The sequence below is a fragment of the Reyranella aquatilis genome (assembly GCF_020880995.1).
Classification (GTDB): Bacteria; Pseudomonadota; Alphaproteobacteria; order Reyranellales; family Reyranellaceae; genus Reyranella; species Reyranella aquatilis.
Genome location: NZ_JAJISD010000007.1, coordinates 43,333 through 61,443 on the forward strand (window position 1 = coordinate 43,333; position 18,111 = coordinate 61,443).

The following is an 18,111-nucleotide window of genomic DNA, read 5'->3' on the forward strand; positions in this document are numbered from 1 at the left end:
TGCAAGACGCGGCCGCCCTGCAGGGCGGCCGCTCCTAATCCACTTAGAATTTGGCCTGGCCGGATTTGCCGGCGGCGTTCTTCAGCACGAGCGTTACCTGTGCACCGGACGGAATGGCGGCCTTGGCGTCGCCCTTCAGCGAATTGTCACTGGAAACGGCAAGCTGCACGGTTTCACGTGAGGAACCTGAAACAATAAGCACGGAACCGCTGAAACCCTTGGCGGATGTCGGCTTGTTCGCTTCGTCGAGCAAATTGATAGTCACCGTGTTGCCGGACATGACCAGCTCGGCATGCACGCCGGCCACGTCATGGACCGGTCCGCCGTTGGGACCTTTGGTGGCGGCGTGATTGTGCTGCGCGACGGCCATGCCGGCCCACAGCATCAACGCCACCGCAATCAAGAACTTCTTCATGCCATCTCCTCTTTTTGAACGGGTTTGTCTCGGTGAAACAGAGCGTACAGAGCCGGTAGAACGACCAGCGTCAGGATCGTCGACGAGATGATTCCGCCGATGACGACGGTGGCAAGCGGCCTCTGCACTTCGGCGCCTGCACCGGTCGCGATTGCCATGGGCACGAAGCCCAGCGACGCCACCAGCGCAGTCATAAGCACGGGACGGAGCCTCTTCATGGCTCCCTCGCGCACGGCTTCTGCCACCGAGCGTCCCTGGCTTCTTAGTCCCTGGATAAAGGAGATGATGACGAGCCCGTTCAACACTGCCACGCCAGACAATGCGATGAAGCCGATGCCAGCACTGATCGAGAGTGGAATATCCCTGAGCACGAGCGCAGCCACACCGCCAGTCAGGGCCAGCGGCACACCACTGAAGACCAGGAGCGCGTCGCGGAGCGAACCAAGGCTCATGCAGAGCAGGACGAAGATCAGCAGCAGCGCGACCGGCACGACGATCGCCAGGCGCTTTGTAGCGCCGACGAGCTGCTCGAACTGACCACCCCAACCGATCCAATAGCCCGATGGTAGCTTGACCTGTGCGGCGACGCGGCTCTGCACCTCGCTGACAAAGGAACCAAGATCGCGGTCGCGTACATTTGCCGAAACAACGATGCGGCGCTTGCCATTCTCTCGGCTGATCTGATTGGGACCCGGCGCGATTTCGATAGAGGCCACGGCAGAGAGCGGCACATACGGGGCCGTCACCCCTAGGCCCGTCTGCACGATCGCGCGACTGTCCTTCGCTCCATTCTCCTTTCCTGCCACCTGCGCAGGAATGGGAATTGGCAGAGACGCCAGGGCGTCGACGTCAACGCGCATTCTCTCTGGTAGCCGGATCACGATATCGAAGCGGCGGTCGCCCTCGAAGATCAGTCCCGCCTCTCGGCCGCCAACGGCGATTTCCACCACTTCCTGCAGTTCCGCCAGCGTAATGCCGTATCGCGCGAGAGCCGCACGGTTGGGCTTCACAGTGAGCATCGGCAAGCCGCTCACCTGTTCGGTCTTCACGTCGGCCGCGCCGGGTACGGCCTGCACGACAGACTGGACCTTACTGGCAATTGACAGAAGCGTATCGAGGTCGTCGCCGAAGATCTTGATGCCGAGATCGCTCCGGACACCGGAGATCAGCTCGTTGAAGCGCATCTGGATAGGCTGGGTGAACTCGTAGTTATTGCCGGGGATCTGCTCGACCCGCTTTTCGATGGCCGCCACCAAGTCGGCCTTGGAGCGGTTGGGATCTGGCCATTCAGAACGCGGCTTCAGCATTATGAAATTGTCGGCGACGTTGGGCGGCATGGGATCGGTGGCGACCTCTGCCGTACCGATCTTGGCCGCTACTTCCTTGACCTCCGGAAACTCCAGGATCGCCTTCTCAAGCGCTTCTTGCATCTGTACCGACTGTGTCAGGCTGGTGCCGGGAATGCGCATCGCATGCATGGCGATGTCGCCCTCGTCGAGCGAGGGAATGAACTCCCCGCCCATCCGAGAGGCTGCCACGCCTGCAACACCGACCAGCACAAAGGCCATCGCGACCACGACGTAGCGCAGCCGGATAGCGCCTTCGAGCGCCGGCGCATAAAGACGAAGTGCGCCGCGCATGAAGAAGTTCTCCTTCTCGGAGACCTTGCCGGTAACCAGCAGTGCCACCGCGGCGGGCACCAAGGTCATCGACAGTATGGCCGCGCCCAGAAGCGCCATTAGCACTGTGAGGGCCATGGGCGTGAACATCTTCCCTTCGACGCCGGTCAGCGTGAGAATCGGCAAATAGACGACGCCGATGATCACAGTTCCGAACAGGCTCGGCTTGATCACCTCCTGTGCACCGGCAAGGATCGTCGCGAAGCGCTCGTTCCGTGTCAGCAAACGGCCGCGCTTGTGTTGCTCTTCAGCAAGCAGGCGCAGGCAGTTCTCTACGACGATCACCGCCCCATCGACGATGATGCCGAAGTCGATGGCGCCCAAGCTCATCAGGTTGGCGCTGATATGGTTCTCGACCATTCCTGTGATGGTGAAGAGCATCGACAGCGGGATGACGCAGGCCGTGACGAAGGCCGCGCGAAAATTGCCTAGGATCAGGAACAGCACAACCACAACGAGCAGCGCGCCTTCCAGCAGGTTCTTTTCGACCGTCCAGACCGTGGCTTCGACGAGCTTGGTCCGGTCGTAGATCGCTCGCGCGACGACGCCGTCCGGCAGCGAGCGCGCAATCTCGTCCAGCCTTGCGCTCACGCGCTGTGCAGCCGTCCGGCTGTTCTCGCCGATCAGCAACATTGTGGTGCCGATTACAGTTTCCCTGCCATCGAGCGTCGCTGCACCGGTCCGCAGGTCAGTCCCTTCCTTGACCTCCGCCACGTCCGAAATCCGGATCGGCACCCCGCCGCGCGTCCCGATGACGATGTCGCGGATCTCCGGCAGCGTGTTCACCTGCCCCGGCGTGCGAACCAGATACTGCTCGCCGTTGCGTTCGATGTATCCCGCGCCGACATTGGCATTGTGTGTCGCCAGCGCCTGCATCACGTCGCGGAACGCGAGGCGATAAGCCATAAGCTTCGCCGGGTCGGGCAGGACGTGGAATTGCTTCTCGTATCCGCCGATCGTATTGACCTCGACGATGCCCGGCACCGTGCGGAGCTGCGGCTTGATGATCCAGTCTTGGATCGTCCGCAGGTCGGTCGCTGAATATGGTTCGCCGTCGGGCCGCTTAGCTCCTGGCTTGGCCTCGACCGCATACATGTAAATCTCGCCGAGACCGGTAGATACGGGTCCCATCGCGGTCTCCGTGCCGGGCGGAAGCTGCTCCTTCGCCTGCTGAATGCGCTCGTTCACGAGCTGGCGGGCGAAGTAGATGTCCGTTCCGTCCTTGAACACGACAGTGACCTGGCTCAGGCCGTAACGCGACAGCGAGCGCGTGTATTCGAGCTTCGGCAGGCCACCCATTGCGGTTTCCAATGGGAAAGTAATGCGCTGCTCGACCTCCAACGGAGAGTAACCTGGCGCAACAGTGTTGACCTGCACCTGAACGTTGGTGATGTCGGGAACCGCATCGATCGGCAGGCGCGTGAAGTTCCACGCACCCAACGCGCCAACTGCGATGGCTGCCATAATCACGAACCACCGGTTCTGGATGGAGAACTCGAGGATCTTGTTGATCATGTTGGATCTCTCGCGTCAGTGCTCGTGAGCGGCGCCGGCCTTGCCGATCTCCGCCTTGATCACGAAGCTGTTCTTCGCTGCATAGATGTCGCCTGCCACGAGGCCGAACATGACTTCGGCCCAGTCGGCATCTCGATTGCCCAGTTCGATCTCTCTCGCCTCGAACGAGTCGCCGTTGCGCACAAAGACGACGTTCTTGCCCTCAAGTGTTTGAAGGGCGTTTGTACTGACGGCTACATCGACTGGCCGTGCTGACAGGATGACCTTTCCGTCCACGAACAGGCCCGGGCGCAACCGTCCACTGTTCGGAACGATTGCACGCGCTATGGCCGACTGAGTATCGCTGGCGCCGATCGGCGAGAGATAGTCGATCTTGGCTTCGATAGGTGCACCGCCGTCGCCAACATCGATGGAAACGGCGTTGCCGATCCGGACCTTCAAGAAATCCTTCCGGAACACCGCGAAGTCGACCCACATGGTCGAAAGGTCGGCAATGGTGAAGATCGGCCGCGCTTCGGACGCGAACTCGCCTAGCGTTCCATCCCGATCGATCACGGTACCGTTGATCGGTGCCTTGAGTTCATAGACGGTCAGGCTCTGGTTGCTCTCGACGGTCGCGAGAACATCGTCTTTCTTGACCATGTCGCCCAGCCGCTTGCGCATGCTTCGGATCACGCCGGGGAAGCGCGGGGTCACTTTCACCAGCGTTTCCTGATTTGGCTGCACCGTGCCGTTCAGTTGCAGAATATCGCGCAGTTCATGGGGCCCCGCCTTAAGCAGCTCTATGCCCGCCGCAGCCACCTGGGCGTCTGTCAACTTCACGCCCTCGTCATGACTGTCGCCCTCCTTCTCAGCATGCCCACCTTTGGCGCCAGCGGCCTTCGACTGGTTGGTAAATCGCGCATCGAAGACGTAGTAGCCGGCAGCGGCCAGGATGCCCGCGCAAAAGATTGCCACCGTCAGATAGCCAAGTACCTTTTTTATAATGTTCATCATCGTGCCCTCGTAACGTTCACGGGGCTCGCGGTGAGACCCTCGATTGTGGCAACGGCTGAATGGAAGCTCGTCAGCGCTTCGTGTTCCTTTAGTTCCGCATCAGCGACGGTCTGATATGCGTCCAAAATCTCCAGAACCGTGAAGCGCCCCTGTCCGTACCCCGCTTCGATGGTCGCGTAGGTCTGCCGCGCCGCCGGCAGGATCGTCTTGCGGATGAGGTCGAGCTGGACAAGCTGGTTGTTCGCGGTGTCGTGTGCTTTCGCCACGACGGTGATCAGGGCCAGCCGGTTCGAGGCCCGTTCGGAGTGGGCCTTTCGAGAATTTTCCTGAGCTTCCTGGATACCGCCGCGATTCCTGTCCAACACCGGAAACGGCATCGAGACGCCCAGCCGCACGGCGCTCTGCTGGGTGTCGGAGTAGTAGCGCCAACCCACGCTGGCCGTGACGTCTGGGATGGGCTTCAGACGGGCGACCAGCAGCTCTCCGTCTCGTTGAGCGCGTATGGCCGTCCAGCGCATGAGCTGCGGATTGTCGTCGATCGCCTTGATCAGGGCTTCGAGCGGTGCCGGCCGGACCAGGCGGGTGAAGTCTCCGGAAACGGACGTGAAGTCGGGCAGATCGCGGCCCATCAACCCGGTGAGATCCCTCCGAGCTACGGCAAAGGCCAATCGCGCGCGATCACGTTCTAGGCGCGTTACACCGACCGCTGTCTGGGTTCGCGTGACTTCCGACGGCGAGGATGCGCCGGCTTCGACGCGGCGTTGCATCAATGGCACGAGCTTTTCCAGGGTCGAAGCTTGCCGTTCAAGAATCTGGATGCGGCGCTGCACCGATAGGGCTTCTACGAAGGCGAGTGTCGTCTCCGAAAGGAGTTCGAGACGGGTTGCGTCCTTCTCCCATCGCATGGCATCGGCGTCGCCGAGAGCCGCCGACACGCGCGCGTCGCGCTTGCCGCCAAGCTCGATGAGCTGGCTGAGCATTAGTGTTGTCTCCGCGCCGCCAACATTCTCAGAATTGCCGGGGGCAAAATTGTCGATCTCGAAGCCGATCGTTGGATTGGGCATCGCGCCAGCCTGACGGCGGCGACCATCGGCCATGCCAAGGTTGCGATCAGCTATGTCGATGCGCGGGCTGGCGTTCACCGCCTGCTGCAAAGCCTGGCGAAGAGTAAGCACCCCGTTCGGCACGCGCTGCGCAGCCGCAGGCGTCGCCTGCGACAAAGCTCCGTTTGCATGCGTGACAACGAGCAGCGCTACGCACAACGCTCCCACTACGCGGATTGACATGATCTGATCCCAGAAAAGCGTTTATCAGCACGCCGCACCGGAAACTTCGGCACGACGATCGAAACACGGCGGGATCAGTTCTTGGGGGGGCGCCCTGCTATGCGCGGAGAGGCAACGGACACCTGCACAAGGCGTCCCTCGGGCACTTCGAAAGAAGCGTCGGCAGCGAAGAGCACCAATGCTGCGGTGAAATAAGGCGACACTGAGCACATATGACAGGCTTCAGCGGCCTGGCCGCCCTCGTTCCCGAGATCGTTTGGCGCGCTGGAAACCACGGCCTGCCCTGCGCTCATCCCGACGCTATTCGCGCTAAAATCGCTGATAACATGGACGATACTAGCGAGTGCCAAGACCAGCACGCAGAACATCCGGACGAAGCTTACACTCCGTCGAAGTGCCAATGCCAGCGGATGCCCTATGGTAGTCACCACGTTCACTTATCTACGAGCGCGAAGCGGTTATACAATCACCTTAGTAATGATGCGGCGTTGTGCCCCAGTGAGACAGGCGAGGGTCCAAACGATCATAGTATCGCCCTCTTAGGGTTGCAGTGTGCGTGAAGCGTGCACTGACTGGAAAGGAGCATATTCGTCTTGATCCTTTAGTTGGTACAGGATGCACCATCGGTCGCAGGACGGACGATGGGCACTGCCGTGAGACTGATGGGCTGACGAATGCGAACATTGCTCCGCTTTGCGCACGCGATCGACGGTTTGAATAGAACCGTTTCTGAGTTCGTGCGTTGGGGGTTGCTCGCGAACGCCGTTCTCATCACAGCAAACGCCCTGAGCCGCAAATTCCTCTCGCTGGCGTGGGCGTCGGCGTTCGATCTTCAATGGCAGTTTTTCGCCGCCGTTGTCTTGTTGATGGCTGCCTATACCTTTCAACGAGACGAGCATGTGCGAATCGACATCCTGGCTGACCGGCTGGGCGAACGAGGCCTAGCGTGGCTCGATCTCATTGGAATTTGTCTCGTTCTTCTGCCGGTATGCGCAGCGCTCGTATGGGTAAGCTTGCCGCAATTCGTCATCGCCTTTCTTTCCGGCGAGAGCCGGGCGACGCGCGAAAGCACGAGCCACATTCCGGCGTGGATCATAAAGGGCTTCATCCCCGCCGGCTTTCTCCTGCTCGCTTTGCAGGGTATCGCCGAAGCTGTCCGCTGTGTTGCCTGTCTCAGGGGTATTTTGCCGCGACCGATGCACCGGCGAAGGCTGATCGAGGACCGTTGACATGACGGACATCCTCGCGCCGGCGATGTTCCTTTGTCTGGTAGTGGCACTCTTCGCCGGGTTTCCGGTTGCGTTCTCCTTGGCGGCGGTAGGGGGCGCATTCGGCATCATCGGCGTCACCACAGGCCACTTCAACGTTACCTTCCTGAATAATATGCTCTTCCGCATTCAAGGAACGTTCAACAACGACAACCTGTTGGCGCTGCCGCTCCTGATTTTTATGGGAATGCTGCTGGAGCGCACCGGCATCGCTGAGGAAATGTTCACTGCCCTGAATCGCATATTCGGGCGTCTTTCCGGCGGGCTGGCTTACGCAACGATTATTGTTGGTGCCGCCCTCTCTGCAATCACAGGCTTTGTCTCAGCGTCGGTGGTTGCCATTGGGCTCATATCACTGCCCGTGATGCTGCGGGCAAAGTACGATCCGAAGCTTGCCACCGGGATAGTAGCCGCGGCCGGCACGCTCGCCCAGGTCATTCCGCCAAGCCTCGTTCTCATCATTCTGGCAGAGCAGCTCGAAGTGTCGCTTCTCGAGATCTATCGAGGGGCGCTCTTGCCCGCGGCGCTGCTCGTCGCCTTATATCTGTCGTACATCTTCCTCCTCACGCGCCTGTCTCCCGAGCGCGCTCCTTCAAGTTTCGACAGGGTTGTTCAGTCCCTGTCGCAGGTAACCCTTGAGGTTGTCCGCGCGGCCGGACTGCCGTTGGGTATCGTGTCTGCCGTGCTGGCAGCGATCTATTTCGGCGTGGCGACGCCCACCGAGGGCGGCGCCATTGGCGTCATCGCCATATTGCTCCTGGGACTGGCAGGGCGAAAGCTGACCGGGCGCAATCTCCGCCAAGCAATGGATGTCACCGGCATACTTTGTTCCGGCATCATCTTTCTATTGCTCGGAGCGTCCTTCTTCATGTTGGTGTTCCGTGGCCTTGAAGGTCACCTCTGGATCGAATCGCTCTTCAAGCTCTTGCCCGCAGGCCAAGTGGGCTTCATCGTATTCATCAACGTGGCGATATTCTTCCTGGCATTCTTTCTGGATTTTTTCGAGATCGCTTTCATCGTGCTCCCGTTGATCGCGCCGATTGCGCGCCATCTCGGCATCGATATGGTGTGGTTCACGGTGCTGCTCGCCGTCAACCTTCAGACTTCTTTCATGCATCCGCCCTTTGGGATCGCTCTCTATAACCTTCGAAGCGTAACGCCGTCCTCTGTTCCTACATCGCAGATCTATTGGGGAGCTGTGCCGTTTCTGGTTCTGCAGATCATGATGGTTGGGCTTCTCATTGCGGTACCGCAAATCGTGACGCGAACTCCGGCACCGGCCGCCGCCCCGGCAACGATCAATATAGAACTACCTCCACCACCTGCCGAGAACTGAGCCAACCGACCGTGCATCAACGCATGTTGGTGAGTGCATCGATCACGCGGCAATCAACGACGCGGCCATTCTTGCAGGCACGCACCATGCGTCTTAGTTCATCGCGCAGCACGGTAAGGCGGCTCAGCCGGCTCTCAACGGCTGAAAGCTGGGCCGAGGCCAAGTCCGACGCCGCCTTGCAAGACAGTTCAGGCTTCTCTTGCAAGGCAAGTAGAGCCCGTACGGAAACAAGTTCGAACCCCAACTCGCGCGCGTGACGGACGAAGGCCAGTCGGCCGGCATCCTCCTTGCCGTATATGCGGCGGCCGTTGGGCGCGCGGCGTGCCTTCGGCAATACGCCGGCCCGCTCGTAGTAGCGGATGGTCTCAATGTGCACGCCGCTTTGCTTCGAAAGCGTGCCGATGGACATCATTGCTAACCTCGTTTGCTTCTGTAGTCGCTACAGGATCTATACTTTTGACATGCGAATCAAGGACAATACCCCCCGACAACGCCCTCCGATTCTCCCATGACGCACCGAGTCACCGACGTGGCTTGCTCGATGCTGTTTTCACCATTGTCATGGCTTTCCTGCAATCCGCATGGGCGAGCGTTGCCGACACGCTGCCGATCTGAGACGCACCAAGCACGTCGTATGAGGTGGTCCGCGCAAGGGATTGGCTCAGCGTGCGCTATCACGGCGTACATCGTCGATCATGCGAGCAAGGCCGCCGCGATTGCCTTTTTTTCGGGTCGCATGAAAGCGTCGAGGTGCTGCCGATCTTCAATGTGGTGCTCACACGCAATCGAGGCATGAGCTTTGGCCTTTTCACGGGGCCGCCGTGGTGGACACTCTCCTTCCTTGGGGCTCCCGGCAGTCACGCTACTATCCGTGTGGCTCTGGCACACCCGCACGAAACTGAGCGGCGGCGCAATTGGCCTGATTATCGGCGGTGCGCTCGGCAATACTGCCGATCGAATACGAAGTAGAGCCGTCACAGACTTTCTCGACTTGCACGTCGGACAGTAGCACTAGCGAGCGTTCAATTTCGCTGATGTTGCAATCGTTGGCGGTGCGGTGTTGTTCCTTTTGCAACCGCCAGAACCCCGTGCGTCGTGAACGGCATCTACGAGGCACCTGGCAGGAGTCTGACGTGTCGCTGTCCTGCTGTACTTGGGCGCTTGTGCCTGGCACGGCTTCGATGTTTCAGCGGGGCCTACCTGCCGATCGAGCTGCATCTCGGCGACGTTACCCGGCGCCAACTCGTTTTCGGTTTCTCTTGCCGTCTTTCGCGTGGACACAAGCTGCGATCAGCGCGCGTGCGCCGTCCCGGTCATCGTCGGTACCTGATGCGGCTGTGCCGGAACGCCAAGCCCACCGGAAGGGCCACCCTGCTGAATGCTGGTCTGATTACGGTTGAGCAGGCGCAGGCCGTTGAGAACGACCAGAAGTGACGCGCCTACGTCGGCGGCGATGGCCCCCCAGAGCGATGCGAGTCCAATCACCGTCAGTGCTGTGAACACAAGCTTCACGGCAATGGAAAACGCAACGTTCTGCCTGATTACGGTGAGAGTTGCGCGCGAATGGCGCACGAGCCAAGGAAGCTTGGACAGATCGTCCGACATCAGCGCCACATCGGCCGTTTCGATGGCGGCGTCGCTGCCCATGGCGCCCATGGCGATGCCGAGATTGGCACGACCCATCGCGGGAGCATCGTTGACCCCGTCGCCGACCATGGCAACCGTCCCGTAGCGCCGCACCAAATCCTCGACGGCTACCACCTTGTCCGCCGGTAGAAGTTCCGCTCGAACCTCGTCGATGCCCGTCTGCTTCGCAATCGCTTCCGCCGTCGCCCGATTGTCGCCTGTGAGCATCACGACGTGTTTGATGCCTGCTCGGTGCAGCGCAGTTACGATGTCCCTCGCTTCCGGCCTGACGGCATCGGCAACGGCAACGAGGCCCCAGACTTCCTGACCCTCGCCAACCCCGACGATGGTGCGACCGGCGCTCGAAAGTGCATCGGCTTGCTGCAGAACTGTATCCGAGCTGATGCCCCGCTCCGCAAGGTAGCGGCGCGAGCCGAGCCATATCTCGCGTCCGGCAACTCGCCCGGTGACGCCTCGGCCGGCGATGGCTTGGACGGCCTCGGCGGGTTCGGCGGCGATCTTGAATTCCTCGGCTTTCGCCAGGATGGCGCGCGCGATTGGATGCCCGCTGCGCGCCTCCAAGGCCGCGGCCAAGCCAAGAATGTCCGTTTCGTTGCGACCGCCGAGCGGCACGATCTCGACGACCTGTGGCCGCCCTTCGGTGAGCGTGCCGGTCTTGTCCATGGCAACGGCCTTGAGGTGCGCGGGCGTTTCGAGATGAGTGCCACCCTTCACCAGGACACCCTGTTTCGCCGCGCCGGCGAGTGCAGCCACGATCGTCACTGGCGTTGAAATCACGAGGGCGCAGGGGCAAGCGATCACAAGAAGCACTAACGCACGGTAGAACCAGACGTCCCAGGCACCGCCCAGGAGCAAAGGCGGAGCCAAAAAGATAGCGATGGCAAGCGCCATCACGACGGGCGTGTAGATGCGCGCGAACTTCTCCACCCACTGCTCACTGGGGGCGCGTCGGCTCTGAGCCGACCCGACCATCCGGATGATCTGGGCGAGTGTCGTGTTGTTTGCCGCTTTGGTTGTCACAATATCGAGGGCACCCTCGCCGTTTATGGTGCCGGCAAAGACCTCGTCGCCCTCTGCCTTCAATACGGGGACGCTTTCACCGGTGATCGGCGCCTGATTGACCTCGCTTTCGCCGGCGGCAACCCGGCCGTCGAGCGGTACCTTGTCCCCTGGCCGGACGATGATATGCATGCCAACCCGGACCTCAGCCGCCGGAACATCGTGCTCGGAGCCGTCTTCGAGCTTGAGGCGTGCTGTGGGCGGCGCGAGTTCCATGAGGGCAGCAACCGCGCGGCGCGCGCGACCCAGGCTCCAAGCTTCTAGCGCCAGCGCCAGCGCGAAGAAGAACGATACCGTGGCTGCCTCAAACCAAGCGCCGATGCCAATGGCACCTGCGACCGCAACCATCATCAACAGATTCATGTCGGGACGCAGCCGCTTGGCGGCGAGCCAAGCCTTGGGCGCGACGTAGCGTGCCGCACCGAGTACCGCGAGTGTGTACAGCGCCACGCTGGGCAGCGGGGTCGCCCCCGAGCCGTGTTCACCCGCCTCGAAAGCCGCTATGATGCTACCGCCCAGCCAGGCATGAATCGCAAAGCCCAGTGCCGTGAACACGCCGCTCGCGGTCGTCAGCCATGACTGCAGACGCTTGCGGCGCTCTTCGGCCTGTGCGGCTTCGCTGGTGCCGCCTTCAATCCAAGGCTCGGCACGCAGTCCAGCGCGCGCTACAGCTTTCTCGACTCGGGATTCGAGTGCCGCATCCGGCGTCATGTCGATCGACATGCGGCCGTTGAGGAGATCAAAGGCGAGCTTGGCTTCGCCGACCAGCGGCCCAACCTCGCGCTTCAACGCCGCGATCTCGTCGGCGCAGTCCATGCCGTGAATGCGAAACACAACTTGGCCGGCCAAGCGGGTTGGAAGCGGCGAGTTGAGCGCCTCTGCCGCCCCGCCGGATGCAGGACCTACCGGTACTGCGGCGGGCGCGGGCGCGCCGCGGGAAACTGCCGGCGCCGACCAGGGCTCGGCGCGCATACCCGTTCGCTCCACAGCTTCCTGGATCGCGTCGAGTGCCGCCCGGCTCTGGGGAGCCACGGTCATCATGCCTTGCGCGGTGTCGAAAGCCAGCTTGTCTTCACCGACGAGCGGACCTAGTTGACGCGTGAGTTCGGCAACATCGTTTTTGCAGTCGAGCCCCTGAACGCGTAACAGCATTGCTTCGGCCGTGCCGTCCTCAACAAAGGAAGCACGCATGCCGGTCGGGCCGACGCGGCCGACGATATCGTCGACTGTCGCCTGCCTTTGCGGCGCGACCGTCATGAGCCCTTTCCCAGTATCGAACGATAGCCAAGCTTCGCTCCCAACGAGCGGACCAACCTCACGCTTGAGCGTGGCGACTTCATTCTTGCAGTCGAGCCCCTCGATCCGGAACAGTAATGCAGGTGCAGGCTGTTGCTGCTGCAGTTCTCCCAGGAGACGCGCTTGCATGCCGATCGTTGCAACCGCCCGCTGAATGGCGTCGACCATCGGAACGCTCTCGGAGATCACCTCCATGACACCGGCTTGAGTATTGAAGGATAGCTTGTCGTCACCACCAACAAGTGGCCCGACTGCCGCGCGAAGCGCGCGAACCTCGTTCTGGCAATCCAAGCCGTCGACCTTAAAGCGCAGTGAGCTTGAACGGCTCATCGTCGCGTCATTAACTTTCATCTTTGGCTCCGTGGTGTCGCGATTCGAGTTCGGCCCCCGGCTTCTTCTTGCTCTTTCGAAGATCATAACTCCTGTAGCCACTACAGAAGCAAGTGGGCACCACTAGCCCTCGTCGTTCTTCTGTTGGGCGCGGCGGCTCTCGTTAAATACCTACGATCCAAGTGAGAAGTCGTGTTATTCGAACGGAAGGCTTGATGGTCTTGACCGAGCGCCACGTCATCGATGCAGCGTCTCTGCATAGCGCTACCGTGACAACTGCGCTGTTGGCAGGTTCGGCCCATTAGCACACTATGATAGCCATGCGTCGTCTGCGCCTCCTTGCTGGCCTGCTAGGCTGCTTTGCCGTTCTCGCGGCAAGTCTGCCCGCAGCCGCTTTTTGGTCGGCACCTTCGCTCAATAGCGTACCGGCACAGACGGCAGCATCCGAGCCTTGTGATAACTGCCCTGATTGCCAAGGGGCGCCGTGCGAGCCAGCGATGGCCGGTTGCGTCCAGACCTGCGTGGCCTCGGCGCCCGCACTCGGCGTGGCGGATTTTTCCTTGGGCGAGGTATCAACTACTGAAGCGGTAAGTTCCCCGCCGCTGGCCGCCTTGCACGGCCGATCTCCGCCACCCGATCCCTTCCCACCGCGATCCTAACTTCCCGGCGTTTATTGTAGCGAAGCGAATGCCCAATGGCATTGCGCTGCTCGCGCGTATGCACGCGAAGTTGTTGGAAGGAAAGTCGCATGTCGAGCACACCACATTCGAAGCGGGCGCATGCCGTGGCGATTGCACTAATCGCGCTGTTGCTGGGCGGGGCCGCAGGCGCCGCGGCCGTATTGTGGATGTGGAAAGGCGGTGGCTCAACCAGCCCGATGTCATCCGACGAGGCTGCAGGGCATACACCCACAGGCCCGTGTAACGGCAAGCCGGCCAAGCTCTATCGCAATCCCATGGGCGCACCCGACACCTCTCCGGTGCCCAAAAAGGATTCGATGAACATGGACTACATACCGGTTTGCGACGACGCAGAGGAACCGCAGGCCTCCGACATCGTCAAGGTGAGCCTCGATCGTGTGCAGCGGCTCGGCGTTCGCAGCGAATTGGTCGAGGAGCGGCAACTGGCGCGGACCATCCGCACTTTCGCCTCAGTGCAGTACGATGAGCGCCGCCAGGCCGTGGTCGCGCCGAAGTTCGGCGGTTGGATCGAGAAGCTTTACGTCAACGCCACCGGCGACGTCGTGAAGGCCGGCCAGACGCTGTTTGACGTCTACAGCCCCGAGCTCAACGTTTTGCAGCAAGAATTCATGCTGTCGCGCGGCACGCAGAGCGGCGCCGAGGGCCGCCTGCGCAATCTCGACTATCCCGAGGCCGAGCTTGAGAAGCTGCGCCGTGGCGACCGTGCGTCACGCATCATCGGCGTACCAGCGCCGGAAGCCGGCACGGTCGTCGAGAAGATGGCGGTCAAGGGGATGCGCTACCAGCCTGGCGAGGTGCTATTTCGCATCGTCGATACATCAACGATGTGGGTGCTGGCTGAGGTGTACGAACAGGATCTCGCCTACGTGAAGGTGGGCGACATGGCCAAGGTAATGGTCAACACCTGGCCCGACCGGTCGTTTCCCGGCCCCGTGATCTTCATCTATCCCAATGTTGGCAAGGAAAGCCGCACGGCGCGGCTGCGCATCGAAGTTGCCAACCCTGACGGGCTGCTGCGCGCCGATATGGCGGCCACTGTCGAGATCGAGGCGCCGTTAGGCCGCGCGCTCGCCGTACCTGATTCCGCGGTGATCGACAGCGGCCAGCGCCAGATCGTGCTGGTCGAGCGCGGCGAGGGCCGCTACCAGCCGGTGACTGTAAAACTTGGCGCGCGCGTGCCGGGCTATATTCAGGTGCTCGACGGGCTGAAGCCCGGCGAGCGTGTGGTCACCTCGGCGACCTTCCTGATCGATGCCGAAAGCAACCTCAGGGCGGCCCTTGGCGCCTTCACGGCGGGAGAGAGCAAGTGATCGCCGGCCTCATCCGTTGGTCTGCCCGGAGTCTGCTGCTGGTTTTCATCGCGACCCTCGGTCTGATCGGCGGTGGTCTCTACGCGGTCCGCCACGTTTCGCTCGACGCCATCCCGGACCTCTCCGACACCCAGGTCATCGTCTATACCGAGATGCCGGGTCAGGCGCCGCAGGTGGTCGAGGACCAAGTCACCTATCCACTCACGACGGCCATGCTTGCGGTACCGCGCAGTCGCGCCGTGCGCGGCTTCTCTTTCTTCGGCGTGTCGTTCGTCTACATCATCTTCGAGGATGGCACCGACATCTACTGGGCGCGCAGCCGCGTGCTGGAATACCTCAACTCGGGCGCCCAGAAACTGCCGGCCGACGTCAAGCCGACCCTGGGACCGGACGCCACCGGAGTCGGCTGGGTCTACCAGTACGTTGTGGTCGGCGCGAACCATTCCCTGGCCGAGTTGCGCTCGCTGCAGGACTGGTTCATCCGCTTCGGCGCGGCTAAGGCCGAAGGCGTGGCCGAAGTGGCGAGCGTCGGCGGCTTCGTGCGGCAATATAACGTCGTCGTCGATCCCGTGAAGCTGCGCTCGTTCGGCGTGCCGCTCGCCCGGGTCATCGAGACTATCCGGGCCTCCAACCGGGAAGTCGGCGGCCGGGTCGTCGAGATGGCCGAGACCGAGTTCATGGTGCGCGGGCGAGGCTACATCAAAAACGTGGCGGACCTCGAGCAGATCGTGCTGCGCGCCGACGGGACGGCGCCGGTACTTCTGCGCGACGTGGCGCGGGTCGAGTTTGGCCCCGACGAGCGGCGCGGCGTCACCGAGCTCGATGGCGAGGGCGAAGTGGTGAGCGGCATCGTGCTGCAGCGCTTCGGGCAGAACGCGCTCGATGTCATCTCCAACGTCAAATCCAAACTCAAGGAGATTGCCGCCGGCCTGCCGGAGGGTGTTCGCATCGAGCCAGTCTACGATCGCTCGGACCTGATCTATCGGGCCATCGATACCCTCGTCTACACGTTGATCGAGGAAAGCATCGTGGTGGCAGTAGTCTGTTTCGTATTCCTGCTTCATCTACGCTCAGCGTTGGTAGCGATCATCACCTTGCCGGTTGGCATTCTGATGGCGTTCCTCGCCATGCATGCGCTGGGCATCGGCTCGAACATCATGAGCCTCGGCGGCATCGCCATCGCCATCGGCGCCATGATCGACGCCGCGATTGTCATGATCGAGAATGCCCACAAGCACCTTGAGCGATTGAAGCCGGGGGAGTCGCGCACTGAGGCGATCATAGCGGCGGCGGTCGAGGTTGGCCCGGCGCTGTTCTTCAGCCTGCTGGTCATCACCGTCTCGTTCCTGCCGATCTTCACCCTGGAGGCCCAGGAGGGCCGGCTCTTCAAGCCGCTGGCCTGGACCAAGAGCCTCGCAATGGCCGCGTCGGCGCTGTTGTCGGTGACCCTGGTGCCGGCGCTGATGGTCCTGTTCGTGCGCGGCCGCATTTTGCCCGAGCGACGCAACCCGGTGAACCGAGCATTGATCTGGCTCTATCGTCCGGCGATCCGGCTGGTATTGTGGGCGCGCGTGCCGACTATCCTGTTGGCGGTGGCGGTCTTGGGCGCGACGGCATGGCCTGCGATGCGGGTCGGCAGCGAGTTCATGCCAAGCCTCGACGAGGGTACGCTGTTCTATATGCCGACCACGTTGCCTGGGCTCTCGGTCACTAAGTCGGCCGAGCTGCTGCAGACCCAGGACAAGATCATCAAGTCGTTCCCAGAGGTGGCCTCGGTCTACGGCAAAGCCGGCCGCGCCACCACCGCCACCGATCCCGCGCCGCTCGAAATGTTCGAGACGGTGATCAACCTCAAGCCCAAGGACCAGTGGCGGCCTGGCATGAACATCGACAAGGTAATTGCTGAACTCGACCGGGCCCTGCAATTCCCCGGCGTCAGTAACGCCTGGACGATGCCCATCAAGGCCCGTACCGACATGCTGGCGACGGGCATCCGCACGCCCGTCGGCATCAAGCTCTTGGGCCGCGATCTCGGCGAGCTGGAAAATCTCGCGCGCCAGGTCGAAGCTGCAGTGCGCGATGTGCCCGGCACGACATCAGCGTTCGCTGAGCGTGTCACCGGCGGCTCCTTCCTCGACATCGTGCCCGACCGGACCCGGTTGGCACAATACGGTGTGCTGATCGAGGATCTCCAGTTGGCCGTGTCGAGCGCGCTCGGTGGTGAGGCAGTCGCCACGACGGTCGAGGGCCGGGAACGCTATACGATCAACGTTCGCTATCCGCGTGACCTGCGCTCCGATCCGCGGGCCATCGCCTCCGACGTCCTGGTCTCGACCATGAGCGGCGGCATGATCCCGCTCGGCCAGCTCGCTGAGGTGAAGCCCAATCGGGGCCCGACAACGATCCGCACCGAGAACGCCCAGCTTGCGGTCTACATCTTCATCGATTACCGCGACCGCGACCTCGGCAGCTACGTCGCCGACGCCCAGCGCGCCGTACAGGAAAAGGTGAAGTTTCCGCCGGGGTTCTACGCTGTGTGGAGTGGGCAGTTCGAGTTCCTGCAGCGGGCGGAGGCCCGACTCCAGATCGTCGTGCCAGCGACTCTGCTGCTGATCCTAGTACTACTCTACATCAACTTTCAGCGGATGACCGAGACGCTGATCGTGATGCTATCGCTGCCCTTTTCACTAGTCGGTGGCTTTTGGTTCGTTTGGTGGATGGGATTCAACATGAGTGTCGCCGTGGCGGTGGGTTTCATTGCTTTGGCGGGGGTGGCTGCCGAAACCGGTGTGGTAATGCTAATCTACCTCGATCATGCCTTGGCCGAACGGCGACGACGCGCTGAAGCCGAGGGCCGTCCGCTCAACCGCTCCGACCTCACGGCAGCGATCATTGAAGGCGCCGTCGAGCGGGTGCGACCCAAGATGATGACGGTGACGGCCATCATGGCAGGCCTGTTGCCGATCCTGTGGAGCACCGGCACGGGCTCCGAAGTGATGCAGCGCATCGCCGTGCCGATGATCGGCGGCATGGTGAGCTCAACCCTGCTCACCTTGCTGGTCATCCCGGCGCTCTATGGCCTGGTGAAAGGCTGGCGGCTGCAACCCGCACCTGCGCTCGAGAGAGAGGTCCATCCATGAGATGTTTCGTGCTCGCAGCGCTGCTCGTGCTGCTCCAGGCATGTTCGAACTCGCCGCCACCCATCCTGGCGCCGTCACCCGGGCCTGACGACCCGGCCGCCGTTTCTTCCGACGCGCCTTATCGCCCGATAAT

11 protein-coding genes are annotated in these 18,111 nt (G+C 61.9%); 5 read left to right on the forward strand and 6 right to left on the reverse strand.

From position 1 onward, the window contains the following. Window positions 1-43 precede the first annotated feature (43 nt). Genes LJ725_RS16540 through LJ725_RS16555 form a run of 4 tightly spaced genes read right to left on the reverse strand, consistent with a single transcriptional unit; the run spans window position 44 to window position 5,891 of the window. Window positions 44-415, reverse strand: a complete 372-nt coding sequence (locus LJ725_RS16540; RefSeq protein ID WP_230551748.1) for a hypothetical protein — start codon at window positions 413-415, stop codon at window positions 44-46. Further along, window positions 412-3,609: an efflux RND transporter permease subunit gene (locus LJ725_RS16545; protein WP_230551749.1), complete on the reverse strand. Its 3,198-nt coding sequence runs from the start codon at window positions 3,607-3,609 to the stop codon at window positions 412-414. The genes LJ725_RS16540 and LJ725_RS16545 overlap by 4 nt, the downstream gene beginning before the upstream one ends. A 15-nt stretch (window positions 3,610-3,624) precedes the next feature. Continuing rightward, window positions 3,625-4,605, reverse strand: coding sequence for a divalent metal ion exporter adaptor subunit IhpB (gene ihpB / locus LJ725_RS16550; RefSeq protein WP_329958372.1), 981 nt, complete (start codon window positions 4,603-4,605; stop codon window positions 3,625-3,627). Further along, window positions 4,602-5,891, reverse strand: a complete 1,290-nt coding sequence (locus tag LJ725_RS16555; protein ID WP_230551750.1) for a TolC family protein — start codon at window positions 5,889-5,891, stop codon at window positions 4,602-4,604. Before LJ725_RS16555 ends, ihpB begins: the two co-directional genes overlap by 4 nt. 674 nt (window positions 5,892-6,565) lie before the next feature. On the opposite strand from LJ725_RS16555, the gene LJ725_RS16560 reads away from it, so the two are divergent. Both LJ725_RS16560 and LJ725_RS16565 read left to right on the forward strand, forming a co-directional pair. After that, entirely contained in the window at window positions 6,566-7,120 is a 555-nt protein-coding gene (locus LJ725_RS16560; protein ID WP_230551751.1) for a TRAP transporter small permease subunit, read from the forward strand. Between the two features lies 1 nt (window position 7,121). Next, window positions 7,122-8,495 (forward strand): TRAP transporter large permease, encoded by a 1,374-nt coding sequence (locus LJ725_RS16565; RefSeq protein WP_230551752.1) that lies wholly within the window; start codon window positions 7,122-7,124, stop codon window positions 8,493-8,495. 16 nt (window positions 8,496-8,511) lie between these two features. Here LJ725_RS16565 and LJ725_RS16570 read toward each other — a convergent pair whose 3' ends face one another. After that, entirely contained in the window at window positions 8,512-8,907 is a 396-nt protein-coding gene (locus tag LJ725_RS16570; RefSeq protein ID WP_230551753.1) for a MerR family transcriptional regulator, read from the reverse strand. 429 nt (window positions 8,908-9,336) lie between these two features. On the opposite strand from LJ725_RS16570, the gene LJ725_RS29350 reads away from it, so the two are divergent. After that, entirely contained in the window at window positions 9,337-9,504 is a 168-nt protein-coding gene (locus tag LJ725_RS29350; RefSeq protein WP_408015747.1) for a signal peptidase II, read from the forward strand. Between the two features lie 281 nt (window positions 9,505-9,785). Here LJ725_RS29350 and LJ725_RS16575 read toward each other — a convergent pair whose 3' ends face one another. Further along, entirely contained in the window at window positions 9,786-12,848 is a 3,063-nt protein-coding gene (locus LJ725_RS16575; RefSeq protein ID WP_230551754.1) for a heavy metal translocating P-type ATPase, read from the reverse strand. A gap of 727 nt (window positions 12,849-13,575) precedes the next feature. Between LJ725_RS16575 and LJ725_RS16580 the strand changes: the two genes are divergently transcribed. Then, window positions 13,576-14,838: an efflux RND transporter periplasmic adaptor subunit gene (locus tag LJ725_RS16580; RefSeq protein WP_230551755.1), complete on the forward strand. Its 1,263-nt coding sequence runs from the start codon at window positions 13,576-13,578 to the stop codon at window positions 14,836-14,838. Continuing rightward, window positions 14,835-17,978, forward strand: coding sequence for an efflux RND transporter permease subunit (locus tag LJ725_RS16585; RefSeq protein WP_230551756.1), 3,144 nt, complete (start codon window positions 14,835-14,837; stop codon window positions 17,976-17,978). Before LJ725_RS16580 ends, LJ725_RS16585 begins: the two co-directional genes overlap by 4 nt. Window positions 17,979-18,111 lie beyond the last annotated feature (133 nt).